The 11,252-nt window shown below is 52.4% G+C and carries 11 protein-coding genes; 2 read left to right on the top strand and 9 right to left on the bottom strand.

Translation table 11 applies throughout. The annotated features are described in order from the left end of the window. Positions 1-117: 117 nt before the first annotated feature. The 7 genes from INT21_RS10785 to INT21_RS10755 all read right to left on the bottom strand — a co-directional run bounded on the left by INT21_RS10785 (position 118) and on the right by INT21_RS10755 (position 6,487). Positions 118-1,155: a porin gene (locus tag INT21_RS10785; protein ID WP_193067514.1), complete on the bottom strand. Its 1,038-nt coding sequence runs from the start codon at positions 1,153-1,155 to the stop codon at positions 118-120. A gap of 263 nt (positions 1,156-1,418) precedes the next feature. Then, positions 1,419-2,204, bottom strand: a complete 786-nt coding sequence (locus tag INT21_RS10780; RefSeq protein WP_193060535.1) for a ProQ/FINO family protein — start codon at positions 2,202-2,204, stop codon at positions 1,419-1,421. A gap of 22 nt (positions 2,205-2,226) precedes the next feature. Next, the gene (locus INT21_RS10775; RefSeq protein WP_193060536.1) at positions 2,227-2,766 is read right to left on the bottom strand and encodes a dihydrofolate reductase; all 540 of its coding nucleotides are present in this window, start codon (positions 2,764-2,766) and stop codon (positions 2,227-2,229) included. Then, positions 2,763-3,593: a thymidylate synthase gene (locus tag INT21_RS10770; RefSeq protein WP_442311488.1), complete on the bottom strand. Its 831-nt coding sequence runs from the start codon at positions 3,591-3,593 to the stop codon at positions 2,763-2,765. The genes INT21_RS10775 and INT21_RS10770 overlap by 4 nt, the downstream gene beginning before the upstream one ends. Before the next feature lie 93 nt (positions 3,594-3,686). Next, positions 3,687-4,475: a prolipoprotein diacylglyceryl transferase gene (gene lgt / locus INT21_RS10765; RefSeq protein WP_193060537.1), complete on the bottom strand. Its 789-nt coding sequence runs from the start codon at positions 4,473-4,475 to the stop codon at positions 3,687-3,689. 51 nt (positions 4,476-4,526) lie between these two features. After that, positions 4,527-5,324 carry a sulfite exporter TauE/SafE family protein gene (locus INT21_RS10760; RefSeq protein WP_193060538.1) on the bottom strand — a complete coding sequence of 266 codons (798 nt, stop codon included), beginning with the start codon at positions 5,322-5,324 and terminating at the stop codon, positions 4,527-4,529. Further along, on the bottom strand, positions 5,321-6,487 hold the full coding sequence (locus INT21_RS10755) for a response regulator (protein WP_193067738.1): 1,167 nt from the start codon (positions 6,485-6,487) through the stop codon (positions 5,321-5,323). The genes INT21_RS10760 and INT21_RS10755 overlap by 4 nt, the downstream gene beginning before the upstream one ends. Positions 6,488-6,654: 167 nt before the next feature. Here INT21_RS10755 and INT21_RS10750 point away from each other — a divergent pair, with 167 nt between their 5' ends. After that, positions 6,655-7,446: an NRDE family protein gene (locus INT21_RS10750; protein WP_193060540.1), complete on the top strand. Its 792-nt coding sequence runs from the start codon at positions 6,655-6,657 to the stop codon at positions 7,444-7,446. Here the strand turns inward: INT21_RS10750 and ptsP are convergent. Both ptsP and INT21_RS10740 read right to left on the bottom strand, forming a co-directional pair. Continuing rightward, positions 7,443-9,704, bottom strand: coding sequence for a phosphoenolpyruvate--protein phosphotransferase (ptsP, locus tag INT21_RS10745; RefSeq protein WP_193060541.1), 2,262 nt, complete (start codon positions 9,702-9,704; stop codon positions 7,443-7,445). The two genes, INT21_RS10750 and ptsP, sit on opposite strands and share 4 nt — an antisense overlap. A 140-nt stretch (positions 9,705-9,844) precedes the next feature. Next, the gene (locus INT21_RS10740) at positions 9,845-10,342 is read right to left on the bottom strand and encodes an RNA pyrophosphohydrolase (protein ID WP_038486029.1); all 498 of its coding nucleotides are present in this window, start codon (positions 10,340-10,342) and stop codon (positions 9,845-9,847) included. Between the two features lie 189 nt (positions 10,343-10,531). Between INT21_RS10740 and INT21_RS10735 the strand changes: the two genes are divergently transcribed. Further along, positions 10,532-11,188, top strand: a complete 657-nt coding sequence (locus INT21_RS10735; protein ID WP_038486032.1) for a histidinol-phosphatase — start codon at positions 10,532-10,534, stop codon at positions 11,186-11,188. Positions 11,189-11,252: the final 64 nt, after the last annotated feature.

Genomic DNA, 11,252 nt, shown 5'->3' with positions numbered 1-11,252 from the left:
CCTGTTAAGGCGCTGCGCGCCATGCCTGGCGCACCACAAAAAAAACCGGCCTCGTAATGAGGCCGGTTCTATTTCTACTTACAGGGGTTACCTGCTAAGCATGGCATAAAGCCAGGCTTAGAAGTGGTAACGCGCGCCTGTCAGGTAGTATACTTCGTCGGTCAAGTCACCAAGGGTAACATCACGATTAACAGTCGGCGCATCGCCGTCAGCCAGCTCTAGGAAAACGTCGAAGTTGCTGGAAACGTTGTAGTAAGAACCAAACGCCCATGCATTGCTGTCGTCCACGCCACCGTCACGATCTACGTTGTAGTAGTCAGCAGTAAACGCCCAAGGACCAGTGGTGTAAGTACCACCCAGACCTACAGTGTCGTAGCCGCCGCCACGAACGTCGCTGTTTTCACGGCCTTCATAACCTAAACGAGCAGAGAACTGGTCATTGATGGCGTAAGAACCGATCAGGCCACCCATGATTTCACCATTGCCGCCGCCACGTACTACGTCGTCAACAAAACCAAGACCTACAGTAACCGGACCTTGCTCGTAACGCACACCACCTTGGGCAGCAATTACGCTATCAGGATCGTTGTTACCAGTCTCAACCTGGCCACGCGTGCTGTAGTGTTTCAACTGCAGGAAGGCTGTCCAGCCTTGAAGATCAGGCGTGTAGTAACCGATAGAGTCGCCACGTGATTGCTTCGGATGACCAGCGAACTCTAGACCACGATCGATGTAAACATCGAACGGCAGAGAGACAAACTGGTTGTAGAAGCTGTCGAAGTTACCAGCTTGAACAGTACCGTACTGCTTGCTCTGCAAGCCAAGGTAGCTTTGACGAATTTCAGTGAAGCCAGACTCGGTGTAACGCTCGTCACCTTTGAAGCGCCACTCTAAACGACCGAAAGCAGTCAGGTCAGAGTTAACTTCGTGGCTCATGCGCAGGCCAAGACGAGAGTAGACGTCTACGAATTCTGCGCCGTTGTCAATTTTTTGCTCAGCGTCGTTGTACTCAGGACCGCCACCAGCGATACCCATGGCGATACGGCCATAGACGTCGAGCTTGGTACCATCTTGGTCATAAACGGTAGCTGCTTGAGCGGCGGCAGAGGCACCCAGGGCGCCAATGATAGCAGTCGCTAAAAGTGTCTTTTTCATGATGTAGGTTCCTTAACTAGCTTACTGTTTCGATCGTTACCGCAAACTCATTTTGAAGTCTGCAGCTGGCTTGCGGGCCATGCTCTTTATGCCATCCTCCGGTTTTTCCCGGCGGTATGCGGCATGTCCTCAACTAAGCCTTGTTATAGTCCAATGCTCGCAGGTCAAACTCTATACTGGGATTCCAGTGAACGCAATAGAAAAAAACAGTGTTTCTTTACGATTTGTATTTTTTTAAGGAACCCACGGGCAACTGATTGGTCTCAGCGGCCTGTAAATTTTTGCTGAAGCCCTCTTAATTTATCCTCTAAGCTAAGTGGCTTTGTTGTTTCAAATGCTTCCGTCTTCTCACCTTCCCCTCTCTGCTCATGCGCCTTTACAGGCGTGGGGACAGCATCTTTTGGCGCTTGTCTCGATGTTTGTTGTGATGCCTGCCTTGATGATTGCTGCGGTTTTCGATGATCTAAAGACGGTGCTTGCTTTGATGCATTGCTGCCTGACTTATCTTTTCGACGATCGCTAGCATGTCGCGCCGCTTCTTTATCGACTTTACCTGCGGGATTGCCATCCAAGTCAATTCGCTCAGCACCTTCTCGCATGGATTTCACATAGCGCGGCAGGTTCACATAGTTAGCTAATGCTCGGCGTATCAATTTACCCGACCAGAGTTCTCGCTGGGCTAAATCTTGATGAATACCCACTTTCAGCGGTTTAGTATGGCCAGTGAAAAAAGCGTTCGGGTAGCGTTTATACCACTGGTTCAACAGCGCTTGAGGAGAAGGCGGCTGTGGCGCTGTTTCCGCGGCGGCGGCTTCGCTGATCACTTGTGAGTCGGAAGGCTTCACATCTGCCACCGACGGCTCAGCGGCAGATGCATCACACTGAGCCGGGCCTTGCAGCGGCTGCGAAGGTGGCTGAGTGTGCGGCACTTGGCTCGCCAACTGCCGTTTAAGCATTTCGTTCTCTTCACGCAACGCGTTCAGTGCGGCTTTGGTCTGCTCAAGGTGCGTTTCCAATGTTTCTAGCAGATCCAGTACTGGTGCGGCCATACCCCCTCCCTCTTTGCGCTGATCAGTCGGCGATCCGCTCATAGACTACAAAGTCGTATTGAGGCTGCCCTTCTGCTGGCTTGCCCGCGACACGCTGAACTTCCTGCCACTCTTCCATAGAGAGCTCGGGAAAAACAGCATCACCATCGACATCAATATCCACTTCAGTGATATAGAGACGCTGAGCATGAGGAAGCGCTTGTCGATAAATCTCCCCCCCTCCCATCACCATAATTTCTTCGGCGGCTTCAATGGTGGCTTGTTGGTCAGCCAATGCCAATGCTGCTGGTAGTTCATGACATATCCGCACGCCTTCGGCGGCAAAGTTTGTATCACGGGTTACTACAATATTGAGCCGATTGGGCAGTGGCTTACCTATTGATGCGTAGGTTTTGCGCCCCATCACAAGCGGCTTGGCTTGAGTCATGCGTTTGAAGAACTTTAGATCTTCAGGCAGGTACCAAGGCAACTTACCCTCGACCCCAATCACTCGGTTTTTGGCCATCGCCACAATCATCGCTATCGGCACCAGGGGGTCATAAGCATGTTGCTGCTGACTCATACTGCCACCTCCGCTTTAATATGGGGGTGCGATTCATACTCTTCGATGTTGATGTCGTCAAAGGTGAAATCGAACAAATTGGTTACCTGGGGGTTAAGCACCAAACGTGGCGGCGCTTTAGGCGTGCGGCTCAACTGCGACTGAGCCTGCTCCAGGTGATTGCTATAAAGATGGGCATCACCCAACGTATGCACAAACTCGCCAGGCTCCAGGCCAGTTACCTGCGCCACCATACTGAGCAGTAACGCATAGCTTGCAATATTAAACGGCACACCTAAGAAAATATCCGCACTGCGTTGGTAAAGCTGACACGAGAGACGCCCATTGGCCACATAAAATTGGAACAAACAGTGGCAAGGCGGCAATTTCATTTCATCAACTTGACCTGGATTCCAGGCTGAAACAATCAGTCGCCGTGACTGAGGCGTCGTACGAATCTGCTCCAACACCTTAGCAATCTGGTCGACACTACCGCCACTGGGGCTCGGCCAACTGCGCCACTGATAACCATAGACCGGACCAAGATTACCGTTTTCATCGGCCCACTCGTCCCAGATGCGTACGCCATGCTCTTTGAGATACCCGATATTGGTATCACCTTTAAGAAACCACAGCAGCTCATGAATAATAGAGCGCAGGTGCAGCTTTTTTGTGGTTAGCAGCGGAAAACCACGGGAGAGGTCGAAACGCATTTGATGACCAAACACTGAGCGTGTACCAACACCAGTGCGATCATTCCGATCAACGCCTTGCTCCATCACGGTGCGCATTAGGTCGAGATACGGCTGTTCTAGCGCTTCTTTCGGCATGGGCGTTATTGCAGTCACGGAAATTCCAGATTAAAAATCAATTTGGGTAGATATTCTATACGCGTAAGCATCAGGCAGCCAGAAGCATTCCTGCCACTCACTCTTCACTCTTCACAACTTGGCATCAATAGGTTGATTACGCGACCAGGCGATAAAAACGAGGCCTAACGCGATCATCGGAAGCGTGAGCAGCATTCCCATGGTGAACCAGCCAAAGGCGAGGTAGCCAATGTGGGCATCCGGCATACGTACAAATTCAACCATAAAGCGGAAAACGCCGTAGCCTAACAGGAACAAACCCGAGACCAGCCCTCTGGCGCGCGGCTTGGCAGATACCCACCACAGAATGGCAAACAGCACGACACCCTCCAGAAAGGCTTCGTAAAGCGCTGAAGGGTGGCGCGGCTCTGGCCCCATACCAGGAAATGGCATGCCCCACGGTAGTGACGTTACCCCGCCCGGCAACTCATGATTGATAAAATTACCAATTCGCCCAGCGCCTAAACCAATGGGTACCAACGGGGCGATGAAGTCGGCGAGGGTGAAAAACGCCAGTTGTTTACGACGTGCAAATAGCCATGCCGCAAGCAGCACCCCTAATAAACCGCCATGGAAACTCATGCCGCCATCCCATACGCGGAACACCCATAGCGGGTCAGCCGTCCACTGCCCTAGGCCGTAAAACAGTGCGTACCCTAATCGCCCCCCCACCACCACACCAATGGCGCAGTAAAAAAGCAAATCACCGATATCATCTTTTGTAAGCCCAATACGTGGTGCCCGCTTGCATCCTAGCCACCATGCCGCCACAAACCCCACCACATACATTAAGCCGTACCAATGAACCTGCAGCGGGCCAAGTGAAATCGCTACCGGATCGATCGTTGGATAATTAATCATCGAGAATCTCTAAAGCAAACAGAAAGAGAACAGCAGTGTGGCATCAGTGAATTACGCCAATATGAAGCGCAAACCCACCACGGCCAACAGCGTTGCAAATGAAAACCTAAGCACGTTGGCAGGGAGAATATGGGCCAAGCGTACGCCAAGCCGCGCAAAGGGAACGCTTGTTAGCACAATTCCAATAAAGGCTGGCCAAAGGATAAAGCCTGTCGCCCACTGGGGAAGAAGCGGATTCCCCCACCCTACAACAATAAACGTTAACGCCCCAACCGCCGCTATTGGTAAGCCACACGCCGCAGAGGTTCCCACCGCTTGGGTCATGCTTGCACCACACCGTGAAAGCCAAGGCACTGTCATTGTGCCTCCTCCGATACCAAACAGTGCTGATATGGCCCCCACTACGCCGCCGGCAATGGTCATCGAAACTTTTCCCGGTGGCGTACTGCCTGGCTTTGGCGAAAGGCCAACAATCATTTTGGTTGCCAACAGCAATACGAACACCCCGAATAATGTTCCCAAAACGGTGCCAGAAAGGTTGCCAGCAATAAATACCCCCCCGATGGCTCCCAACATAAGTCCGGGCAACAACGCCATGAACCATGGCTTATGAATACTGCCTTTCCGGTAGTGCCCTAATGCTGACGAAGCCCCTGTGATTACAATTGTTGCCAGGGAGGTGCCTACCGCAAGATGCATGATGATGTCAGGAGCAACCCCTTGCAGGCCAAATGCAAAGACAAGCGCAGGCACAATGATTAAACCGCCCCCTACTCCAAACAAACCAGCCATGGTGCCTGCCACTGCGCCTAGCAACAAATACCCTGCCAAAATACTCAATATTGTCATTTATTTTGCACCTGACTATTCGCGGCAGGAACCCATTTGCTAATCATGCTGAGCAGTGTTTCAGGTTTATAGGGCTTGGCTAGTACGTCATCCATTCCTGCGGCGTTATAAGCGCCATGACCAGCATTATCAACGTTCGCGGTGAGAGCAATCAAAACACTGCGCCGCTGACTGCCACTATGACGCTCAAAGTTTCGCCAGCGGCGTGCGGCTTCTAGCCCGTCTAAGGTTGGCATAAAAATATCCATAAACACGAGATCATAAAAAACCGTTTGCTGGCAGTCTAAAGCCTGCTCACCACTACTGACGCCGTCTACATGAAACCCCTGGGTTTCGAGCATTTGGCGCGCAAGCATTAAATTAACAGGGCCATCGTCAACTACCAAGATACGTAGTTTGCGCTCAGAAGCTGGAAGCGGCTGCTCATAAGCATCTGTTTCATTAGCACTTTGCTGAACAAAATTAGTAAGCAGTGCGCGTATATCCGCGAGTCGCTCTCGCACGTGAGTAATATTCTTGTGACATGTTTCTGAATTATCCATCTGTAACATATCGCTCAAATGATCAAACAGATTGTCGGCTTCGCGCTGAAGTAACGTTAGATAACCAGACTTCAAGCGTGACTCTTCCCGCGCACGGTCGCGTCCAGCAATGAGGTGCTTCAACTGTTTTTGCTGGTGATGAAGGTCATCAAGCAAGGTTTGATCGGGTCGGAATGGCCCGCTTGAAGAAGCTAGGTGCTGGACATCCTCACCTGCACGAATGACGTCTGCTAACAGCTGATTGACCATTGCTAAGCGCTTAAGTGGTAGCTCCTCACCGATACCTTTCGCCTTTGAAGGAGCCTGCCCCGCTTTTCGATTAACCAATGTGGCGGCATGGCGCTCTAACTCAGCCAACTCTTGCATGAAACGGGTGTCTTTTTGCTTTGCGCGACTCTTAACCAGCATCAAAAAAACACCGACGTTCAAACAGCTGCCTAGTAGCAACGCGAGGGTCAACCACAGAGTGGTACTCCACGATGTTTGGCTGGGGGAGAGCCCCCAGACCACCAGCCCTACCAGCACACAAAGCAGTACCAAGGCCGCCTGAATGAGTAAAAGAGGCCACAGAACAGGCCAGACAATCGCATTCCAGAAGTGCTCTCGCTGATAGCATTGCATAGTGTGTGCGCCTTCCTAGGTGGCTTTTTAAACATTTCGCCTTAACATGTTGGCAGTCATAGCATGGCTGAGCATATTTATATTAATGTTAAGTGTATGTCTACGCCTCAATACTGCCATGCCACACTGACTGATTGAGGTCCTGTTACTATTCGTGAGCCTTACTTATGTGTTTAATCACCTTCTCTTGGTCCCCTGGCTCGTCAATACCATTACGCTTGGCAGGCAACCGAGATGAATTCCATCAGCGGCCTACTGCACCTCTTGCTCACTGGGGAGAACACACCGCCTTACTGGGAGGGCGCGACTTGGAAGCCGGGGGTACGTGGCTAGCCGCCAATTCACAAGGCGTTGTTGCAGCGCTGACCAATGTGCGTGACCCCGACCTGGCGACACCCACTAACGCGCCGAGCCGAGGCGAACTTGTTGCTAGCGTTTTACAAAGTGACGATGTGGAAGCATGGCTTAAAACACAGGAGCGCACGACCGCACATCGTTATGCCGGATTTAATCTTTTGGTTGCGACACAACACCGCATGTGGCACCTGCACCGTGGCCGTCATGGGGTAGCGCTTAATAGCGTGCCCCCGGGAGTACATGGCTTGTCAAATGCAACCCTGAATACCCCCTGGCCAAAATTAAATCTGGTTCGCGCCGCCTTGTTAAATAGTAATGACGAACAGTGGCAGGCCGCGACGCAATTTGCGCTGCATAACCCTCAAACCGCACCTGATGAGCAGCTACCCGATACGGGTGTCGGCTTAACGCTGGAGCGCCAGCTCTCCTCCGCATTTATTGTTGGCGAACACTACGGCACTCGTGCAACCACTTGGCTAACGCTAAACAACCGGGGAGAAGTGGAGATAACCGAACAGCGGTTTGGACCACTCGGTCGTTTTGAGGGAGAAACCACATTGATAGCACCACGCCCCCAGTCTCTATACCAGCCCCAGCACTAATCTCGCGGCGGCATTAAGTGTGAAAGCTGCCACTCATCCATACGCTGATTAAGATGCTCATGTACTAATGCTGGAGTATCCAGGTCCATGATCTCTTTAAGCAGCGTTTGTGCATCGTGCATCGGCACTCGGCGGATAGCGGCCCGCACTCTAGGCAGACTAGGAGCATTCATAGACAGGCTGGTGAATCCCATGGCCATTAGTAGCAGCGCACCAGCAGGGTCACCCGCTAATTCCCCGCAAAGCGATATAGGCTTTTCTAGCCGAGTGGCATCCTGGGCGAGTTCTTGCAGCGCCCCCAGCAGCGCCGGGTGCAACGCATCGTACAGGCTAGATACGCGAGGATTGTTACGATCCACCGCTAGCAAATATTGCGTAAGGTCGTTACTACCCACCGAGAAGAAATCGACCCGCTTCGCCAGCGCATCCATTTGATAAATAGTGGCAGGTACCTCAATCATAACGCCCACTTTAGGCCGTTTGACGTCAATACCTTCTTCGCCTAACTCTAAAATGGCACGATCCAGCAGACGAATCGCTTCATCCACCTCTTCCACATTGGTAATCATCGGGAAGAGCACATAGAGATTATTCAAGTCATGCGATGCTTTCAGCATCGCACGCAGCTGTACCATCAATACTTCTGGGTGATCGAGGGTTACCCGCATTCCCCGCCAACCCAAGAATGGATTAGCTTCCTCAATGGGAAAATAGGGAAGGTCTTTATCGCCACCGATATCCAGCGTTCGCATGACTACCGGTAGTGGCGCAAAGCCCTCTAACTGCTCTCGGTACATACGCATTTGTTCTTTCTCACCGGGGAAGCGCTCAGTAATCATAAACGGCACTTCGGTGCGGTATAGGCCTACGCCGCCGATTCGGCTTTTCAGCAATGCTGAGGCATCAACCGCCAGCCCGGTATTTACCATCAGCGGCATGGCATGGCCATCCGGTGTTTCGCTGGGCAGGTCTTGTTCGTGCTCCAGCAACTCACTCAGTGCTGCTTCTTCAGCAATCAAGCTTTCGTAGCGAGTTCTTAGCTCTGGCGCTGGCCGCACAAACAATCGCCCTCGGTGGCCATCAATCACTACCGGGGCGCCATTTAAGCGCGGCAGCGGGAGATCCATCATCCCAAGCACCGTCGGAATCCCCATAGCCCGAGCAACAATAGCAACATGCGAGGTACTCGAACCACGTACGGATACCAAGCCCTTTAGCTTGTCCCTTGGCACCTCTCCCAACATGGCAACGCTGATTTCATCACCTACTAAAATGGCGTTTTCTGGGTAGGTTTCTGGGGTCGAAGGCGTGTCTTCTTGCAGATGAGCCAACACACGACGACCAAGATCGCGAATATCCGCCGCACGCTCACGTAAATAATCGTCGTCTACGCGTTCAAGGTATTGCACATGGCGGCGCACGACATCGGCTAACGCACCAGGTGCCCACTGCCCTTCACGAATACGCTTTTCCACTTCTTCAGAGAGCGCCGCTTCGCCAAGCATTTGCTGGTAAACGTCGAATAACGCCAGCTCTTGGGAAGAAATACGGTTAACCAAGCGCTCTGCCGCTGCGCGGATTTCATCGCGTGTTTTGCCAATGGCTTCTTTTAGCCGTGCGACTTCATAGTCTTGATCGCTGGGAATAAGGTCAGGCACGCTGTTTAGGTCAGCGGGCGGCGTAATCACTACCGCTTCCCCCATCGCCATTCCTGGAGAAGCCGCCACGCCTTTAAACATAGCTTGGCCACCCGGCAGCGCAGGGCGAGCAAGGTTACCGGTAGCGAGTGCGTGAGCCAGCACACCTGCCAACTGAGCAGCCATAGTGACCAGAAAAGCTTCATCTTCGTCGTCGTACTGACGTTTTTCAGCTTGCTGTACGACCAAAACGCCCAGCATGAGGCGCTGATGGATAATCGGCACCCCTAAGAAGCTTGAGTAACGCTCTTCGCCAGTTGCTTCAAAATAACGAAAGTGAGGGTGGCTTTGCGCATCTTCTAAATTAAGCGGTTCGCTGCGCTTAGCCACTAGACCTACCAAACCTTCGCCTAGCGGTAGCACAACGCGGCCTACCGCTTGCGTGCGAAGGCCAATCGTCTCCATCAATACAAGCGACTCGAGCTCCTTATCGTATAAATAGAAGGAGCACACATCCGTCTGCATGGCCTTTCGTATGCGGCGTACCATCGTTGACAGCGCGGCGTCGAGGTTCCGTGCGCCATTCACTTCTTGAATAACGCGTCGCAGCACCTCAAGCATGGACGTTTTCCTATTCACTATTATTTGCCTCGCTGAGGGATTTTCGGCCAACTGTCACTATGTCCTTCGAAGCGTCGCCTTTGAACTGTTTCTTTTGAACAGTTTACCTAGAACAGCTTCCTAGAACAGTGGAGCGCACGTTATCCATCGTGATCTTGTTGCGCCAAGCGCTGAACGCGAGGAGAGAGCTCCCGTAGCGCGCGCCGATATACCTCTCGTTTGAACGGCACCACTTGCCCCAGTGGATACCAGTAACTTACCCACCGCCAACCATCGAACTCGGGTTTAGGCGTTGCCGTCATACAGATTCGGTTTTCTTGGCAGCGAATCTTGAGTAAAAACCACTTCTGCTTCTGGCCGATACAAACCGGCCGCGAGTGGGTGCGAATCATGCGTCGTGGCAGACGGTAGCGCAGCCATCCCCGGGTACAGGCGACAATATCGACATCATCGGCGGTTAGACCGATCTCCTCAAAAAGCTCACGAAAAAGCGCTTGATGTGGTGTTTCGTTTGCCTTGATGCCTCCCTGGGGAAACTGCCACGCGTTTTGCCCTACACGACGCGCCCAAAGCAGCTGCCCCTGGCTGTTGGCAATAATGATGCCAACATTGGGGCGAAAGCCGTCAGCGTCGATCACGGACATCACCTTATAAATTTTCAGTTGTCCCCATTTTTCCACAAGGGAGACAAGCGTATCAATACAATATCACCCTAAGTGGTTAAACCATGGTGACTCTGCGATAATCCGCCGCTTTGCAAACCGTTACTGACGTTCAGTACTGAGCTAACGAGCAGCACAATTAACCAACACCATAAGGGGAGCGCCGTGAGTCTGGCCATTTTCGATCTGGATAATACGCTGATATCCATCGACAGCGATCATGCCTGGGGCGAGTTTTTGCTCGAACAGGGGGCAGTTGACCCAGTTGCCTACCGCGAGGCCAATGAGCGCTTTATGGCGGATTACAATGCGGGCACGTTAGACATGGCGGCTTTTTTGGAAATGGCATTGAAGCCACTGGCTGAAAATACGCCGGAACAGTTAGCCGCTTGGCATCAGCAGTTTATGGTCAGCAAAATCGAGCCGAATATCTTGCCTAAAGCAGAAGAGCTGCTGGCTCGGCACCGCACGAAAGGCGATACGTTACTGATCATCACCGCCACTAATCGCTTTATTACTGCCCCCATCGCTAATCGTTTGGGCGTGGACGACTTGATTGCAGTTGACCCAGAAATAGTAGACGGCCGCTATACCGGCCGAGTAGCGGGCACACCCAGCTACCGCGAAGGCAAAGTGACTCGCTTAAAGCAATGGCTTGAGGGCCAAGAGTTCACCATGGATGGCGCATGGTTTTACAGCGACTCTCACAACGACCTTCCCTTACTTGAACAGGTAGAACACCCGGTTGCCGTCGACCCCGATGATACCCTGCGCAAGGTGGCCGAAGAACGCCAATGGCGCATTATGAGCCTGCGAGATTGAGCCAGCGGGTGCGCTGACGCTTACACAATGGGATGGACTCCTCCTCACCCTACTCCGGCGTCAG

It is taken from the genome of Halomonas sp. 3F2F (assembly GCF_014897805.1).
Taxonomy (GTDB): domain Bacteria; phylum Pseudomonadota; class Gammaproteobacteria; order Pseudomonadales; family Halomonadaceae; genus Vreelandella.
Note: the sequence above shows the minus strand (reverse complement) of the source record. Positions and strands in the feature narration are given on the sequence as shown.

Excerpts from the sequence above, each read along its gene's own strand:
- INT21_RS10760 (WP_193060538.1), bottom strand. The coding sequence starts at position 5,324 with ATGACAATATTGAGTATTTTGGCAGGGTATTTGTTGCTAGGCGCAGTG.
- ptsP (WP_193060541.1), bottom strand. The coding sequence starts at position 9,704 with ATGCTTGAGGTGCTGCGACGCGTTATTCAAGAAGTGAATGGCGCACGG.
- INT21_RS10785 (WP_193067514.1), bottom strand. The coding sequence starts at position 1,155 with ATGAAAAAGACACTTTTAGCGACTGCTATCATTGGCGCCCTGGGTGCC.
- INT21_RS10780 (WP_193060535.1), bottom strand. The coding sequence starts at position 2,204 with ATGGCCGCACCAGTACTGGATCTGCTAGAAACATTGGAAACGCACCTT.
- INT21_RS10750 (WP_193060540.1), top strand. The coding sequence starts at position 6,655 with ATGTGTTTAATCACCTTCTCTTGGTCCCCTGGCTCGTCAATACCATTA.
- INT21_RS10775 (WP_193060536.1), bottom strand. The coding sequence starts at position 2,766 with ATGAGTCAGCAGCAACATGCTTATGACCCCCTGGTGCCGATAGCGATG.
- lgt (WP_193060537.1), bottom strand. The coding sequence starts at position 4,475 with ATGATTAATTATCCAACGATCGATCCGGTAGCGATTTCACTTGGCCCG.
- INT21_RS10755 (WP_193067738.1), bottom strand. The coding sequence starts at position 6,487 with ATGCAATGCTATCAGCGAGAGCACTTCTGGAATGCGATTGTCTGGCCT.